Genomic DNA, 16,293 nt, shown 5'->3' on the forward strand with positions numbered 1-16,293 from the left:
AGGGATTTTTGAGAGCCGTCGAATGAATCGTAACGACCTGCGCCGCGTTGACCTGAACCTGCTGATCGTCTTCGAGACACTGATGCACGAGCGCAGTGTGACGCGGGCGGCGGAAAAACTGTTCCTCGGCCAGCCGGCGATCAGTGCCGCCCTGGCCCGTTTGCGCAGCCTGTTCGACGACCCGCTGTTCGTTCGCACCGGCCGCAGCATGGAGCCGACCGCCCGCGCCCAGGAAATCTTCGGCCTGCTGTCACCGGCGCTGGACTCGATCTCCACCGCCGTCAGCCGCGCCTCGGAGTTCGACCCGGCCACCAGCACCGCGGTGTTTCGCATCGGCCTGTCGGACGATGTCGAGTTCGGCCTGCTGCCTCCGCTGCTCCGTCGATTACGCGCCGAGGCCCCCGGCGTGGTGTTGGTGGTGCGCCGCGCCAACTACCTGCTGATGCCAAACCTGCTCGCCTCCGGGGAAATTTCCGTGGGCGTCAGCTACACCGATGAACTTCCGGCCAATGCCAAACGCAAGACCTTGCGCCGCAGCAAGCCCAAGCTGCTGCGCGCCGATGCCGCGCCCGGGCGGCTCAGCCTCGACGACTATTGCGCGCGCCCGCATGCCCTGGTGTCCTTCGCCGGCGACCTGAATGGTTTTATCGATGATGAACTGGCAAAGATCGGCCGCAAACGCAAAGTGGTACTGGCCGTGCCGCAATTCAACGGCCTGGGGACCCTGCTCGCCGGCACCGACCTGGTGTCCATAGTTCCGGATTACACCGCCGCGGCCCTTACCGCAGCGGGCGGGGTGCGCGCCGAGGACTTACCCATGGAAATCCCCACTTTCGAGTTATCCATGGCCTGGCGTGGCGCACAGGACAACGACCCCGCCGAACGCTGGCTGCGCTCACGCATCCAGATGTTCATCGGCGACCCGGATAGCCTGCAATAGAAGCCTCCCGTACTGAATCATCATTCCCGCTGATAGTCATCTTTAGCTCGTTCGATTCGCCGTCCCGGCGGCCCCACAGCACACTCCGTCCATTCAGAAAACCGATTGGCGGAGACACACATGGAACAGTCATTCAAGGCCTTGCGCGTGCCCCTGGCGGCACTTGCCCTAGTCATCATCAGCGCGTGCGGCAAAGCCCCGGAAGCGACCAGTGCGCTCCCCGCCGCCAAAGTCAGCGTGGCCCAGGTCCTGCAACAATCTATCAACGAGTGGGACGAGCTCACCGGCCGCCTCGAAGCGCCGGAAGCCGTGGATATCCGCCCACGCGTGTCCGGCTATATCGACCAGGTGGCCTTCACCGAAGGTTCGCTGGTGAAGAAAGGCGACCTGCTGTTCCAGATCGATCCGCGCCCCTTCGAAGCCGAGGTACGTGGCCTCGAGGCTCAGCTGCAACAAGTACGCGCCAACCTTGGGCGCACCGAGAACGAAGCCCGTCGCGGCGAACGCCTGCGTGCCAGCAATGCCATCTCCGCCGAATTGGCCGATGCCCGTGCCAGTGCCGCCCTCGAAGCCCGCGCCGGTGTGGCGGCGATCCAGGCGAAGCTGGAAAACGCCCGGCTGAATCTCAGCTTCACCCATATCACCGCGCCTATCGATGGTCGCGTCAGCCGTGCCGAGATCACCGCCGGCAACCTGGTCAACGCCGGGCAGACCCTGCTCACCAGCCTGGTATCGACCGATAGGGTCTACGCCTACTTCGATGCCGATGAGCGGGTCTTCCTCAAGTACAACGACCTCGCCCGCCAGGGCCAACGCGGCCAGAGCAGCCCGGTCTACCTTGGCCTGAGCGATGAAGAGGGCCACCCGCACCTCGGGCAGATGGACTTCGTCGACAACCAGGTCAACCCGCAAACCGGCACCATCCGCGCTCGCGCCGTGTTCGACAACAGCACTGGCCGCTTCACCCCGGGGCTCTATGCCCGCCTGAAGCTGGTCGGCAGCGCGACCTATGCCGCCGTGCTGATCAACGATGAAGCCGTGGGTACCGACCTGGGCAAGAAATTCGTGCTGGTCCTGGGTGCGGACAACCGCGTCAGTTACCGCAATGTCGAACTGGGGCCCAAGCTCGAAGGCCTGCGCATCGTCCGCAGCGGCCTGGCCAAGGATGAACGCATCGTGGTCAAGGGCCTGCAGCGCACCCGTCCAGGCATGGCCGTGGAGCCGCAGGTCATTCCGATGGCCAACGCAGCGACAGTCGCCGCCCTGGCCGAACAACGCAAGGCCGTGGAAGCCGCCAACCCGCCACGGGTTGTGCAGAAGTCCGACGCCCACTCCTCTGATCCACGCGGCTAAGAGACGACTCCGATGAATTTCTCGCAATTCTTCATCCAGCGGCCGATCTTCGCCGCCGTGCTATCACTACTGATCCTGATCGGCGGCGCGATCTCGCTGTTCCAGCTGCCGATCAGCGAATACCCGGAAGTCGTGCCGCCTACAGTCGTAGTACGCGCCAACTTCCCCGGCGCCAACCCCAAGGTCATCGGCGAAACCGTGGCCGCGCCCCTGGAACAGGCGATCACCGGCGTCGAGAACATGCTCTACATGTCCTCGCAATCCACCGCCGACGGCAAGATCACCCTGACCATCACCTTTGCCCTCGGCACCGATCTGGACAATGCCCAGGTGCAGGTGCAGAACCGGGTCACCAGGACGCAGCCCAAGCTGCCGGAAGAAGTCACGCGGATCGGGATCACCGTGGACAAGGCATCGCCCGACCTGACCATGGTCGTGCACTTGACCTCGCCGGACCAACGCTACGACATGCTCTACCTGTCCAACTACGCCTTGCTCAATATCAAGGACGAGCTGGCGCGGCTGGGCGGTGTCGGTGATGTGCAACTGTTCGGTATGGGCGATTACTCGCTGCGGGTCTGGCTCGATCCGAACAAGACCGCCTCACGCAATCTCACCGCCACGGACGTGGTCAACGCCATCCGCGAGCAGAACCGTCAAGTCGCCGCCGGCGCCCTCGGCGCACCACCCTCGCCGAGTGCCACCAGCTTCCAGCTGTCGGTCAATACCCAGGGCCGCCTGGTCAGCGAAGAGCAGTTCGAGAACATCATCATTCGCGCAGGTAGCAATGGCGAGATCACGCGCCTGAAGGACATCGCGCGGGTTGAACTGGGCTCCAGCCAATACGCCTTGCGTTCGTTGCTCAACAACCAGCCGGCGGTAGCGATTCCGATCTTCCAGCGCCCTGGCTCGAACGCCATCGAAATCTCCAATGAAGTGCGCGACAAGATGGCCGAGCTCAAGAAGAGCTTCCCCCAAGGCATGGACTTCGAGATCGTCTATGACCCGACCATCTTCGTTCGTGGTTCCATCGAAGCCGTGGTTCACACCCTGTTCGACGCCCTACTGCTGGTCGTCCTGGTGGTCATTCTGTTCCTGCAGACCTGGCGCGCCTCGATCATCCCGCTGGTGGCCGTGCCGGTCTCGCTGATCGGCACCTTCGCGGTGATGCACCTGTTCGGCTTCTCGCTCAACGCGCTGTCGCTGTTCGGCCTGGTGCTGGCCATCGGCATAGTGGTGGACGACGCCATAGTGGTGGTGGAAAACGTCGAGCGTAATATCGGCCTGGGCCTGACCCCGGTCGAGGCCACCAAACGCGCCATGCGCGAGGTGACCGGGCCGATCATCGCCACGGCGCTGGTGCTCTGTGCGGTGTTCATTCCGGCGGCGTTCATTTCCGGGTTGACCGGGCAGTTCTACAAGCAATTCGCCCTGACCATCGCGATTTCCACGGTGATCTCGGCCTTCAACTCCCTGACCCTGTCGCCAGCTCTGGCTGCCGTGTTGCTCAAGAGCCACGATGCGCCCAAGGATCGCTTCTCGAAATTCCTCGACGCGCTGTTCGGCGGCTGGCTGTTCCGCCCCTTCAACCGCTTCTTCGACCGCGCCAGCCATGGTTATGTCGGCGCCGTTACCCGCGTCATCCGTAGCAGCGGCATTGCCCTTTTGCTGTACGCCGGCTTGATGGTGCTGACCTATTTCGGCTTCGCCACTACGCCAACCGGTTTCGTACCGCCGCAAGACAAGCAATACCTGGTGGCCTTCGCCCAATTGCCGGATGCGGCGAGCCTGGACCGCACGGAGGCGGTGATCAAGAAAATGTCCGAGATCGCTCTGCAGCACCCTGGCGTCGCCAACTCGGTGGCCTTTCCCGGCCTGTCGATCAACGGTTTCACCAACAGCCCCAACAGCGGCATCGTCTTCACCCCGTTGAAGCCGTTCGATGAACGTACCGACCCAAGCGAGTCCGCGGGTGCCATCGCGGCGGCCTTGAATGCCAAGTTCGCCGGTATCGAAGACGCCTATATCGCGATCTTCCCGCCACCACCGGTACAAGGCCTGGGGACCATCGGCGGCTTCCGCCTGCAGATCGAAGACCGTGGTGGTCTGGGTTATGAGGAGCTGTACAAGGAAACCCAGAACATCATCGCCAAAAGCCAGAGCGTGCCGGAACTGGCCGGGTTGTTCACCAGCTATCAGGTCAATGTGCCTCAAGTCGATGCCGCCATCGACCGGGAAAAGGCCAAGACCCATGGCGTGGCGATCACCGACATCTTCGACACTATGCAGGTCTACCTGGGCTCGCTGTATGCCAACGACTTCAACCGCTTTGGCCGCACTTATCAGGTCAACGTCCAGGCCGAGCAGCAGTTCCGCCTCGAACCCGAACAGATCGGCCAGTTGAAGGTGCGCAACAACCGTGGCGAGATGGTTCCGCTGTCGACTTTCGTCAAGATCAGCGACACCTCAGGCCCGGACCGGGTGATGCACTACAACGGCTTTATCACTGCGGAAATCAACGGCGGTGCGGCCCCCGGCTACAGCTCCGGCCAGGCCGAGGCGGCAATGGAAAAACTGCTCAAGGAAGAACTGCCCAACGGCATGACCTTCGAATGGACCGAGCTGACCTATCAGCAGATCCTTTCCGGCAATACCGCACTGTTCGTGTTCCCGCTCTGTGTGCTGCTGGCCTTCCTGGTGCTGGCGGCGCAGTACGAGAGCTGGAGCCTGCCGCTGGCGGTGATTCTGATAGTGCCGATGACCCTGCTGTCGGCCATCACCGGGGTGATCATCTCCGGTGGCGATAACAACATCTTCACCCAGATCGGCCTGATCGTATTGGTGGGGCTGGCCTGCAAGAACGCGATCCTGATCGTCGAGTTCGCCAAGGACAAGCAGGAGGAAGGTCTCGGTCCTCTGGCTGCGGTGCTGGAAGCTTGCCGCCTGCGGCTGCGGCCGATCCTGATGACCTCCTTCGCTTTCATCATGGGTGTGGTGCCTCTGGTGTTCTCCAGCGGCGCCGGTGCCGAAATGCGCCATGCCATGGGTGTTGCGGTGTTCTCCGGGATGCTCGGGGTGACCTTCTTCGGCCTGCTGCTGACGCCGGTGTTCTATGTTCTGATCCGTGGGTTCGTGGAGCGCAGAGACTCCCGAAAAGTTGCCCTGCTGGAGGCAAAAGCATGACGTTCAAAGCCTTCACTCCTGCCCTCCTGGCCCTCGCGCTGAGCGCCTGCACCGTGGGCCCGGACTACCAGACCCCGGATATCGAGCCGGCGAAAATCAGCGCAGCCGAACAGCTCAATGAAGGGCGCGGCGACTACGACCGCAGCACATTCGAGGTCAGCTGGTGGCAACAGTTCGAAGACCCGACGCTGAACCAGTTGGTGGCGCAATCACTGCGCGAGAACCGTGAGCTGCGTGTCGCCTTCGCCCGCCTGCAGGCGGCGCGGGCGATCCGTGACGATGTCGCCAACGAGCGCTTCCCCACGGTCACCAGCCGCGCCAGCAGCGAGCACCGCAAGGCCCAGCAACCGGGCGTTAGCGAGCGACGGGTAAACAACGAGCGCTACGACCTCGGTCTGGACATGCTCTGGGAAATCGACCTGTTCGGCCGTATCCAGCGTCAGCTGGAAGCCAGCGATGCCGAGCAGGAAGTCGCCGAAGCCGAGCTCTATCAGTTACAGGTCAGCCTGATCGCCGAACTGGTGGACGCCTACGGCGAACTGCGTGGCGCCCAGCTACGTGAGCGGATCGCCCACAGCAACCTGAAAAACCAGCAGGAGTCCCGCGACCTTACCGAACGCCTGCGAGATGCAGGCGTTGGCAACGAACTCGACGTACTACGGGCCGATGCCCGTCTGGCGGCTACCGAGGCCAGTGTGCCGCAGTTGCAGGCGCAGGAAGTGCGAGCCAGAAACCGCATCGCCACCCTGCTCGGCCAGCGCCCGGAAGAGCTGCAGCTCGACCTCAGCCCGCGTGAGCTGCCAGCCATTGCCAAGGCCCTGCCGATTGGCGACCCGGCGGAGCTGCTACGCCGTCGGCCCGATGTGCATGTCGCCGAACGCCAACTGGCGGCGGCGACCGCGAATGTCGGGGTAGCCACCGCGGATCTGTTCCCACGGGTCAACGTCGCGGGCTTCCTCGGCTTTACCGCTGGGCGTGGCTCGCAGCTGGGTTCCTCGGCGGCACGCGCCTGGGGTGTGGCACCGACCATCAGTTGGGCGGCCTTCGATCTGGGCAGCGTGCGGGCCCGTCTGCGCGCTGCCGAGGCAGACGCCGATGGTGCCCTGGCCAGTTACGAACAGCAGGTGCTGGTGGCCCTGGAAGAGTCGGAAAACGCCTTCAGTGACTACGGCAAACGCCAGCAGCGCCTGATCTCGCTGCTGCGCCAGAGCGAGGCCAGCCGCGCCGCGGCCGAGCAGGCGTCGATCCGCTATCGTGAAGGCACGGTGGATTTCCTGGTGCTGCTCGACGCCGAACGCGAACGCCTGGCCGCCGAAGACGCCCAGGCCCAGGCGGAAGTCGAGTTGTACCGCGGCATAGTGGCCATCTACAAGGCCCTAGGCGGTGGCTGGCAACCTCAAACCTAACTCATTGCATTTCGTCCTCACGCTCCCCGGTCCCGCGGCTCCGCTCCTTGCCGCGGGGCCTTTTTCTGTTCCGCGGGGGCGCTCAACTGTCCTTCAGGCCGGCCTGTAGGCGTCGCGGCCAGGCTTAAACAGGGGCGGTAATCCGCTGACTGCCCCTTGGAAATGGCGAGAATTCGCCATTTCTGCCTCCCCCACCCCCGTCAGTTCTCCGCTGGAGCACGGCCGTGCTCATCACTAGGCGATTGGCACAGGCATTGCGTTAGACAGCCGGCTCCGCCCCGAACGAACAAGCGCGGCTATCGGCGCCGGCCGCTTCTGCCTTGGCCGGCCAGCCCGCTTCCAGGCCTGAGCCAGGCCGCAGCCGGTGTTCCGCGATGAACCCCGCCGCGCTAACTGCCCCATAACAAGAAAGGAATATGTATGCTCAAGTCGCTGTTCGCCGTGGCCGCCTGTGCCCTGGCCTTAACCTCTACCAGCACCCAGGACGCGCAGGCCGGCGCCCCCATCCTGATCAAGTTTTCCCACGTGGTGGCCGACGGCACGCCCAAGGGCCAGGGCGCGCTGTTATTCAAGAAGCTGGCCGAGGAGCGCCTGCCCGGCCAGGTGCGGGTCGAGGTTTATTCCAACTCCAGCCTGTATGGCGATGCCGACGAGCTGCAAGCCCTGCGTAACGGCGAGGTGCAGTTGCTGGCGCCGTCGCTGGCCAAGTTCGAGCAGTACACCCGGCAGTTGCAGGTGTTCGATCTGCCTTTCCTGTTCGACGACCTGGAGGCGGTCAACCGCTTCCAGAAGCGCGCCAAGGGCCGCCAACTGCTGCGCTCGATGGAGCAGCAGAACATCGTCGGCCTGGCCTATTGGCACAACGGCATGAAGCAGCTCTCGGCCACCCGCGCCTTGCGCCTGCCGACGGATGCCGCCGGCCTGAGCTTTCGCATCCAAGCCTCGACGGTGCTCGAAGCGCAGTTCGCCCAGCTCGGCGCCAGCCCGCGCAAACTGGCTTTCGCCGAGGTGTTCAAGGCCCTGCAAAGCGGCCAGGTGCAAGGCGCGGAGAATCCCTGGTCGAACCTCTACAGCCAGCGGCTGCACAGCGTGCAGCCCTATATCACCGAGACCAACCACGGGGTGCTCGACTATATGCTGGTGAGCAACCCGCGCTTTTGGTACGGCCTTCCGCACAGCGTTCGGGTCGAGCTGGAGACGATCATCGACGAGGTCAGCCTGGCCGTTAACCTCCAGGCCGAAACGCTCAACCGCGCCGACCGCGAACGCATCCTGGCCTCCGGCAGCAGCCAGCTGATCGGCCTCAGCGCCGAGGAACGCGCAGCCTGGCGCAGCGCCATGCGCCCGGTGTGGCAGCAGTTCGAAGCGGCGATAGGCGCGGACGTGCTGAAGGCCGCCCAGGCAGTCAATCGCCAGCCACGCGATTGAGTCTGACGCACTAGCTACTCAGGCGGTCAGGCGGTCAGGCGGTCAGGCGCGGATATAGCGAATCACCGCCTCGCAGATCATGTCCTTGTGGCGGGCACGGATGGCCGGGGCGCCGAGGTCGATCTGGTAGATGGTCGAGAAGGTATGGCGGTTGGAGACGCCCTGGCCGGGGAAACAGCGGAAATGCCGGCTCCTCTCCAGCACGTCCATGGCCAGCAGCGGCGCATCGGCCAGTTGCACGAAGAAGATCTTGTCGCCGGGAATCTGCGCGATGGCGCGCGGATCGACCTTCAGCGAGAGGGTGTGGCCACCGCGGATCTGTTCCCACGGGGCAACGTCGTAGACTTCCTCGGCTTTACCGCTGGGCGTGGCTCGCAGCTCGACTCCGCCGCCGCGCGCGCCTGCGGTGTGGCGCCGACCATCAGTTGGGCGGCCTTCGATCTGAGCAGCGTGTGAGCCCGTCTGCGCGTTGCCGAGGCGGACGCCGACGGCGCCCTGGCCCAGGCTGAAGTCGAGGTCTACCGCGGCATAGTGGCCATTTACAAGGCTCTGGGCGGCGGCTGGCAACCACAGGCCTGAGAACCTGTTCAATGTCTGCTGCGCTTGGTGATGTTGCGTTGAAAACAGGCTCGGACTGCTCATTTACAGCTCGTAAATTCCGCGTCCTCGCCTGTTTGACTCGCTACGCTCGCCCTGCGGGCCAGCCTTCGGCTGTTACTTCGCTCCGCTGCGTTGCGCCTTGTGACCCACATGGAAGTGGGGAATGCCGCTACCCGTAGGGAACGGGTGCGGCCCTGACCTGCGCTCGCGACGACCTTGAACAGGTTCTGAAGCAACTGATGGCAGTATGCATTCGTTGAGTGGCTTCGACGGCTCGGGTAAGGTCATAGCATCCGCCACGACAAGGCTTTGCCATGACCTCCAAGCTGGATCAACTCAAGCAGTTCACCACCGTGGTCGCCGACACTGGCGACATCGACGCCATCGCCCGCCTCAAGCCGGTAGACGCCACCACCAACCCCTCGCTACTGCTCAAGGCCGCCGCTATGCCCGGCTATGCCGAGCTATTGGATAGCGCGGTAGCCGGCTGTGGCGGCGACCTGGGGCTGGCCTGCGATCGTTTTGCGGTCGCCGTCGGTCAGGGCATTCTCGAGGTGATCCCGGGGCGTATCTCCACCGAAGTCGATGCACGCCTGTCATTCGACACTCAGGCAACCTTGCGCCGTGCCGAACGACTGATTGGCCTGTATGAGCAGGCCGGCATCGGCCGCGAACGGGTGCTGATCAAGATCGCTGCCACCTGGGAAGGTATCCGCGCGGCCGAACAGCTGGAGCGCGCCGGCATCCAAACCAACCTGACTCTGCTGTTCGCCTTTGCCCAGGCCGCCGCGTGCGCCGACGCCGGTATCTTCCTGATCTCGCCCTTCGTCGGACGTATCTACGACTGGCACAAGAAAGCCGAAGGCCGCGACTTTGTTGGGGCGGATGACCCCGGCGTGCGCTCCGTCACGCGGATTTATAACTACTACAAAGCCAACGGCTACAGCACCGTGGTCATGGGCGCGAGCTTCCGCAATCTGGGGCAGATCGAGCAATTGGCCGGCTGCGACCGCCTGACCATCAGCCCCGAATTGCTGCAACAACTGGCGGACGACCAGAGCCCGCTGGAACGTAAACTGGCCGCCGGCAACCCTGGCGAAGCACGCCAGGCATTCGATCAAGGCCGCTTCCGCTGGGCACTGAATGAAGAGGCGATGGCCACCGAGAAACTGGCCGAAGGCATCCGCCTGTTCGCCCGCGACCAAGAGAAGCTCGAGGCCCTGCTCGCCGCCAAAAGCTAGAACGCACAGCGCGCGAGGCCCATAAGGCATCGCGCGCTGTCATACGGATTTAGGGGTGCGCTTAGTCAGCTGCGTTCGAGCGCGTTGACCAGATCGTGGAAGGCTTCGCGATTGGAGTCATTGAGCCCCATCAGAATACGGTGAGCTTCCAGCACTTTGGCTTTCACCACCTCTTCCGATTGATCCTGCGACGGCAAGTCAGTCAGGCTCTCCGGGCATGGAACGGGGCGATCGACGATATTGAACACCTGATCGAAGCCCATCGACTGCAACAACCGGGTGATATCCGGGTGAGTCGTCACCACCGTCGGCAGCAGGCCGATCTTCTGCCGCGAGAGAATCGACAGCTTGGCCAGCAGCCCCAGCGTGGTGCTATCAATACTGCGCGTCTCCGTCAGGTCGATGACGATCGCCGAAAAATTCAGTGCAGTGAAGATTTTTTCAATCGTGGCATCCAGCGCCGAACAGAGAGTCAGGCGCACTTCACCGACAAACTTGAGAACGAAAGTGCCGTTCTGCTCGGCGAATTGAATTCTACCGGTACTCATGCAGCGGTACTCATGCAAGGTTCCTGCTTAACACCAGCAAGGCAATATCATCTGGCATATCACCTAGATTGGCCAGCCCAAGCACCTGGCGCAAACCATCCAGACTGCCGCCTGCCGCGCATACCAATTGCGGTAACAGTGCTTCCTTTTCTTTGAGTGTATCGCCCGGCAAAAGGTCCAAAATGCCGTCCGAGAGCAAGGTCAAACTGAATGACTCAGGCAGTTCCAGTACATGGTCGGTGTAGGTCGCGTCATTGAATAAGCCCACCGGTAGACCACGCCCATCGAGGTAGTGCGCCGCACCTTGGCTATACAGCACAGGCAGCGGCAGATGACCGCCAATGCTGTAAGTCAACTTACCGCTCTGCTCATCGATCACCCCGCCGAGCATGGTCACGTGCTTGCCCAATTTGCAGTTGATCAGCCCGCGGTTGATATGGCCGAGCACATCCGAAGGTTTGAACTCCGGCAGTATGCCGCCGCGGCGCGACTCGTACAGCAACCGGGTGGTCATGAATTTCAGCAGCACTGTGATGAACGCCGAGGAAGCGCCGTGCCCGGACACATCGGCCAGATAGAAGGCGATGCGCCGATCATCAAGGCGGAAGTAGTCGACGAAATCACCCGACAGGTACAGCGAAGGAATGATCTGATGGGCGAATTGCAGACCGTCGACCGCCCAGGGCGTGACCGGCAGCATGTTCATCTGCACCTGCCGCCCGGCGTTCTGATCTTCCTGCAACAGATGCAGACTGGCTTGCAGCTCGCGGTTGGCCACCTCGAGCTTCTCGCGATAGCGACGGTTTTCCAGCCGCAGGTGCGAGCGATCCAGCGCACGGCGCACCGAGTGCTCAAGCACTGCGAGGTCTTCTAAAGGCTTGATCAGGTAATCGGCGGCGCCAAGGCGCAAAGCTTCGACTGCGTCGCTCATCACGCCGGCACCGGAGACAACGATCACCGGCGTCTCGACTTCCAGCGCATTGATGCGGCGGATCAGCTCTAAGCCGTCGACCTGCGGCATGCGCAGATCGCAAATCACCAGATCGGGTTTTTCCTGTTCGAAGACCTGCAGTCCCTGCAAGCCATTACTCGCTTGCAGAACGCTGAAGCCACTGTCTTCCAAATAGGCCGCGAGGCTCGCGCGCACTACTTCGTCGTCATCAATAATCAGCAGCGAGGCACTGGAATTGTGCATGGGGTACCAGGCAAACGGCGCCAGGGAGAGTTGGCATAAACGTCAGGCCGATAAACCCGGACGCGTGTACTCGCAGAGCACTTCAAGGCGCAGACGGTACTCCCATCCGTTCATCGATTCAAGCTTAGGCCGATCATCGTCAGGCGCCTTTACAGCTTAAATAGGCGAAGGTTATAAGAAGCCTATAAAACCAGAGGAGCGGGTCAATGAGCCAAAGCGATCATGCTGACACTGAGAAACGCGACTACATTCGCATGCGACTGGAAGCATCCGTCACTTTGCAGCACGCCGGCCGGGACATCCCCGCACTCTGCCTCGACCTGTCTAGCACCGGTATGCAACTGGAAGCCGAGAGCACGCTGAGCGTGGGGGAAAAGGTTCGGGTGCATATCGCCTCCGAGCACAACGAACTCAAGGGCCTCGACACCGAAGCTGAGGTGGTACGGGTTAGCGCGCTGGGGGATGGTCGCCAGTCCTTGGGACTGGCGATCCTGTCGATGAACTAGCCCACACTCAGACATGACAAAGGCGGCTTAGGCCGCCTTTGTCATGTCTAGAATTGTTAAATCTGCACCAAGCGTTAGAAATCGTCTTCGACCTGACCGTCTTTCACCTTGAACTCTCGGTTCTGCAAAAAAGCGTTGCGGATAAACAGATACTTGTCGCCGCTGATCAACTTCTCAGCCGACAGCAGGCTGGCACGGGTATCGACCACATCCACCGCACGGGTCAGGTTACGCGCTGGCACATCATCGATGTAGGGATAGGGTTCGAGGAAGCTATCGGGAATCTTGCCCGCGGCATCCCGCACGGTGCTTGGCCCCAACAGCGGCAAGACCAGATAAGGACCGCTGCCCAAGCCCCAGGCGCCAAACGTCTGGCCGAAGTCTTCATCGTTGCGTTGCAGGCCCATTTTATTGGCCACATCGAAGAAGCCCAGCAAACCGAAGGTGGTGTTGAACATCAGGCGGCTGGTATCGACGCCGGCGTTATAAACCTTACCTTGCAGGAGGTCGTTGGCCAGGTTGCCGACATCGCCAAGGTTGTTGAACACGTTATGTATGCCATCCTCGAGAAACTGCGGAGTCACAGCCTGATAGCCCTGCGCCAGCGGCTTCAGCGCGTAGATATCGAGGGTATCGTTGAAACTGAACATCGTGCGATTGAAGCCCTCCCACGGGTCTTCTTCAGCGGCCTGCGCCACCACTGGCAGCAGCGCCAAACTGGCACAAACAAAAAGTTGACCTAGACGATCGACCCAACTGGTGGCGATCAAACGCATGTGCAATCTCTCCGTGAACAAAAGTAGTGTGGCGGCCCTGGGCCAGCCAGATAAGCGGCGCAGTATAAAGCCACAAACACCTGTCTTGGCAGCATAGCGAAGATCCGCGCAGCGAGAAAAACACCGCAAACTATTCTGGATCGACCTCAGCAGTGATCATTCCTCTCAACCCGAATAAACAGCCTCCAGCTCGATTTCCAAGGCATCCGGACGCCAGAATTCCTGATCGAACTCTACCGCTCGCCCGTCCTGAGCAAAGCTCAAACGCTCCAGATAGAGCGCCGGCGAACCTGGAGCCAACTGCAAGGGCTCTGCCTGCGCGGCACTCAATACCGTCGGGTGCGGCCAACTGGCAACGTGCCGGGACCAAGCCAAAACGCTCGCGCAGCAGGTTCATCAGCGATGTGTCCAAGTCGTGCTCGAGCAAGCCTGGGCACCAGCTAGCGTCGAGGGCGATCAGCTCGATCAGCACCGGGCGTTCGTCGACCCAACGCCGACGCTGCAGAAAGAACACCAGATCGCTCTCCGCCACCGTCATCCGCTGAGCCAGCCAGGCACCGGCCGGGCGACATTCGGCGAGTAAAGTTTCCGTGCGCGGCACTCGCCCCTGAGCGCTGACGTACTCCATGAAACCGGTGGTACGAGTCGGGTTGTAGCGAATTCGTGGCGGCGCGACGAACCAGCCGCGACGGTTCTCACGATACACCAGCCCTTCGACCTCCAACTGCTGCAACGCCTCACGCAGGGTGACACGGGTACAGGCGAAGCGCTCCGCCGGCAGCTTATTGCTGGCGAACACGCCTTGGGCAATGTCCACGGCCAACTGGTCGCGGATGCGCAGGTATTGCGGGGGCCGATTAGCCGGCATAAGAAGCACTCGAATCTTGGCACGGCGATTATAACGATAGGCGGGCGTTAGCGGCGCCCGTCACACAGCCTTCATCTAACCGTCATCCGCGCTGCTTACCTTGGACTAGGCCATTACCCGGATGCTCACCATGCCGCCCCTCGCCATACCCTCTCCCGCCTTTACCGCCGTGCTGTTCGGCCTGTCCGGCTGCTTGGTGGATTTCGGTGCGCGCACCCTGCCGGTGACGCTACTGCGCCTCCGCCCCGATGCCGCCAGCCAACGCCTGCCCACTCAGTTTGCGCCTGCCACGGCTTTAGCCGTCGTGCTTGGGCGCGACCCGCAGCCCGCGGAGTTACTCGGCCTGAACCAGGCGCTCGTGGAGACCGCGAGCGAGCACGCCGAAGTCACCCCGGGTGCGCTGGCGCTACTCGATCAACTGCAGCAGCAAGGCGTGCCCTGCGCCTGGCTCGATGAGCTGCCGTGCGATGCCGGCACCCGCCTGGCCACCCCCCTGCCCAGCTGGCTCCACGCGGCACAACTCTGCAACTCTCGGCCCTGGCCGGCACCGGATGCCTGCTGGCAGACGCTGATGGAGTTAAAAGTGGCTAATCTCGACGGTTGCGTACTGATCAGCGGCGAGCCGCGTTTGCTGCAGGCCGGGCTGAATGCCGGTCTCTGGACCGTCGGCTTGGCGGCCTGCGGGCCATTGTGCGGCCAGGCACCCGCCGACTGGCAGGCACTCCCGGCACGCGAACGCGATCAACTACGCGCACAAGCCACCCTCGAGCTGTACCGCCTGGGCGTCCATTCGGTAGTCGACCATTTGGCCGAACTGGGTCCAAGCCTGGCCGATCTTGCCATGCGCCGACAGAAAGGAGAGAAACCTTGATGCTTAATCGCCAGCATTTTACCGAGTAACTGGCTGAACTCTTCGCCCGACGTGCCGGCGAGCCGCTGCGTCTGCTGCGCGTTTGATCGAGATCAGGCAAAGCTGCCGCGCTTGGATTAACCTCTAAAGAGGCAGCGATCTTTCGCGTAGGCGCAGGATCAATGCTTTTGCCTATTACGGAGGAAGAACGCCATGCCTGCCCGCGAACTGCAGCAGCAATTGAACCAACTACGCGAGCAACTGGAAAAAGGCCCGCCACTCTCCGCCGAGGAACATGCGCATCTGCTGGAACTGGCGAAGCAGATCGAACTGCAACTTGAGCGCGAAGCCAGCGCACCGGATACCGGTCTGGTGGATGGCGTTAACCTCGCGGTGGAGCGTTTCGAAGTCGCACACCCAACCCTGGCCGGGACCCTGCGCAACATTGTGCAAAGCCTGGCCAACATGGGGATCTAAATCCCTAGCAAGCCCCCCGGCTGCGGCCGGGGTTTTCGTTATTGGCGCACCAGCCGGCGATTGTCCGGCTTGATCGGCCCAGTACTGCGGTAGGGGTTGATGTCCAAGCCACCGCGGCGCACATAACGCGCATACACCGTCAGCTTTTCCGGCCGCAGCAGACGCTGTAGATCGAGAAAGATGCGCTCCACACACTGCTCATGGAAGTCCGCGTGTTGGCGGAAGCTCACCAGATAAGCCAGCAGGCTGGCGTGATCCAGCGCCGCACCACGGTACTCCACCACCACACTGCCCCAGTCCGGCTGACCGGTAACCGGGCAGTTGGATTTGAGCAGATGACTGTGCAGGCTTTCCTCGACCACCCGCGTCGCGTCGCAGCGCAGCAGCTCGGGTTGCGGCTGCTGGTAACTGCTCACCCTGACATCCAGCTCGTCGATGCAGACGCCTGGCAATCGCCTCACGCCCTCCGCCTCCACTTCCGCCAGACTGCGCACGCGCACGCTGACCGGCTTACCGGCAGCAGCGGACAGGTCTTTCTCGAGGATCGCCAGCAGCGCAGCCGGATCGGCAAACACGCTCTGGTTGAGCGAGTTGAGGTAGAGCTTGAAGGATTTGGACTCGATGATATTCGGCGAATCCGCCGGAATCGCGAACTCACCAATCGCCACCACCGGCTTGCCCGAGGGCAGCAGCCAGGACAGCTCGAAACAGTTCCAGAAGTCCACGCCTTGATAAGGTAGCGTCTGCGCCGTCAACCCCAGCTCGGCCCACTTCGGCGCCCGCGGAATCGGAAACAACAGGGACGGCGTGTAGGTGGCGATGTATTCGCTGGATTTGCCTAGCGGCGAGTGTTCGGCGGCGGGGTGCATGGCGGGAACCTGGCTGATAAAACGCGGCAAGTGTATACAGTTTCCAGCGTTTT

The 16,293-nt window shown here is 62.3% G+C and carries 13 protein-coding genes and 4 pseudogenes; 10 read left to right on the top strand and 7 right to left on the bottom strand.

Annotated elements, in window-relative coordinates; all coding sequences use genetic code 11:
* Positions 1 to 22: 22 nt before the first annotated feature.
* From FFS12_RS10580 to FFS12_RS10600, 5 genes are all read left to right on the top strand, one after another.
* Positions 23 to 940: a LysR substrate-binding domain-containing protein gene (locus FFS12_RS10580; RefSeq protein WP_137886802.1), complete on the top strand. Its 918-nt coding sequence runs from the start codon at positions 23 to 25 to the stop codon at positions 938 to 940.
* A 120-nt stretch (positions 941 to 1,060) separates the two neighbouring features.
* Positions 1,061 to 2,293: a multidrug efflux RND transporter periplasmic adaptor subunit MexE gene (gene mexE / locus FFS12_RS10585; protein WP_137886803.1), complete on the top strand. Its 1,233-nt coding sequence runs from the start codon at positions 1,061 to 1,063 to the stop codon at positions 2,291 to 2,293.
* 12 nt (positions 2,294 to 2,305) lie between these two features.
* Positions 2,306 to 5,476 (top strand): efflux RND transporter permease subunit, encoded by a 3,171-nt coding sequence (locus tag FFS12_RS10590; RefSeq protein ID WP_137886804.1) that lies wholly within the window; start codon positions 2,306 to 2,308, stop codon positions 5,474 to 5,476.
* Positions 5,473 to 6,882 carry an efflux transporter outer membrane subunit gene (locus FFS12_RS10595; RefSeq protein WP_137886805.1) on the top strand — a complete coding sequence of 470 codons (1,410 nt, stop codon included), beginning with the start codon at positions 5,473 to 5,475 and terminating at the stop codon, positions 6,880 to 6,882. Before FFS12_RS10590 ends, FFS12_RS10595 begins: the two co-directional genes overlap by 4 nt.
* Positions 6,883 to 7,302: 420 nt before the next feature.
* On the top strand, positions 7,303 to 8,310 hold the full coding sequence (locus FFS12_RS10600) for a TRAP transporter substrate-binding protein (RefSeq protein ID WP_137886806.1): 1,008 nt from the start codon (positions 7,303 to 7,305) through the stop codon (positions 8,308 to 8,310).
* A 42-nt stretch (positions 8,311 to 8,352) separates the two neighbouring features.
* On the opposite strand, the pseudogene FFS12_RS20035 reads toward FFS12_RS10600, so the two are convergent.
* Positions 8,353 to 8,469, bottom strand: a pseudogene (locus FFS12_RS20035) (TetR/AcrR family transcriptional regulator); the annotation flags it as partial.
* Positions 8,470 to 8,616, bottom strand: a pseudogene (locus FFS12_RS20190) (hypothetical protein); the annotation flags it as partial. It lies immediately after the preceding pseudogene.
* Here FFS12_RS20190 and FFS12_RS10605 point away from each other — a divergent pair.
* Both FFS12_RS10605 and tal read left to right on the top strand, forming a co-directional pair.
* Positions 8,611 to 8,889: pseudogene (locus FFS12_RS10605) on the top strand (hypothetical protein); the annotation flags it as partial. The pseudogenes FFS12_RS20190 and FFS12_RS10605 sit on opposite strands and share 6 nt — an antisense overlap.
* Before the next feature lie 335 nt (positions 8,890 to 9,224).
* Positions 9,225 to 10,151: a transaldolase gene (gene tal, locus FFS12_RS10610; RefSeq protein WP_137886807.1), complete on the top strand. Its 927-nt coding sequence runs from the start codon at positions 9,225 to 9,227 to the stop codon at positions 10,149 to 10,151.
* Positions 10,152 to 10,216: 65 nt separating this feature from the next.
* On the opposite strand, the gene rssC is transcribed toward tal, so the two are convergent.
* Both rssC and rssB read right to left on the bottom strand, forming a co-directional pair.
* Positions 10,217 to 10,699 (bottom strand): anti-sigma factor antagonist RssC, encoded by a 483-nt coding sequence (rssC, locus tag FFS12_RS10615; RefSeq protein WP_119956592.1) that lies wholly within the window; start codon positions 10,697 to 10,699, stop codon positions 10,217 to 10,219.
* A gap of 10 nt (positions 10,700 to 10,709) precedes the next feature.
* Positions 10,710 to 11,894, bottom strand: a complete 1,185-nt coding sequence (gene rssB, locus FFS12_RS10620; protein ID WP_137886808.1) for a two-component system response regulator RssB — start codon at positions 11,892 to 11,894, stop codon at positions 10,710 to 10,712.
* A 206-nt stretch (positions 11,895 to 12,100) separates the two neighbouring features.
* On the opposite strand from rssB, the gene FFS12_RS10625 reads away from it, so the two are divergent.
* The gene (locus FFS12_RS10625; protein ID WP_137886809.1) at positions 12,101 to 12,400 is read left to right on the top strand and encodes a PilZ domain-containing protein; all 300 of its coding nucleotides are present in this window, start codon (positions 12,101 to 12,103) and stop codon (positions 12,398 to 12,400) included.
* Positions 12,401 to 12,474: 74 nt separating this feature from the next.
* On the opposite strand, the gene FFS12_RS10630 is transcribed toward FFS12_RS10625, so the two are convergent.
* Both FFS12_RS10630 and FFS12_RS10635 read right to left on the bottom strand, forming a co-directional pair.
* Entirely contained in the window at positions 12,475 to 13,176 is a 702-nt protein-coding gene (locus FFS12_RS10630) for a VacJ family lipoprotein (RefSeq protein WP_137886810.1), read from the bottom strand.
* 165 nt (positions 13,177 to 13,341) lie between these two features.
* Positions 13,342 to 14,044, bottom strand: a pseudogene (locus FFS12_RS10635) (UTRA domain-containing protein).
* A gap of 130 nt (positions 14,045 to 14,174) precedes the next feature.
* Here FFS12_RS10635 and FFS12_RS10640 point away from each other — a divergent pair.
* A complete protein-coding gene (locus FFS12_RS10640) occupies positions 14,175 to 14,915 on the top strand; it encodes an HAD family phosphatase (RefSeq protein ID WP_137886811.1) in 741 nt (246 codons plus the stop codon).
* A gap of 192 nt (positions 14,916 to 15,107) precedes the next feature.
* Positions 15,108 to 15,371 carry a DUF4404 family protein gene (locus tag FFS12_RS10645; protein WP_137886812.1) on the top strand — a complete coding sequence of 88 codons (264 nt, stop codon included), beginning with the start codon at positions 15,108 to 15,110 and terminating at the stop codon, positions 15,369 to 15,371.
* A gap of 38 nt (positions 15,372 to 15,409) precedes the next feature.
* Here the strand turns inward: FFS12_RS10645 and queF are convergent, their stop codons facing one another.
* Positions 15,410 to 16,240 carry an NADPH-dependent 7-cyano-7-deazaguanine reductase QueF gene (gene queF / locus FFS12_RS10650; protein ID WP_137886813.1) on the bottom strand — a complete coding sequence of 277 codons (831 nt, stop codon included), beginning with the start codon at positions 16,238 to 16,240 and terminating at the stop codon, positions 15,410 to 15,412.
* Between the last annotated feature and the right edge of the window lie 53 nt (positions 16,241 to 16,293).

It is taken from the genome of Pseudomonas sp. 2FE, assembly GCF_005503735.1.
In the GTDB taxonomy this organism is placed as follows: domain Bacteria; phylum Pseudomonadota; class Gammaproteobacteria; order Pseudomonadales; family Pseudomonadaceae; genus Aquipseudomonas.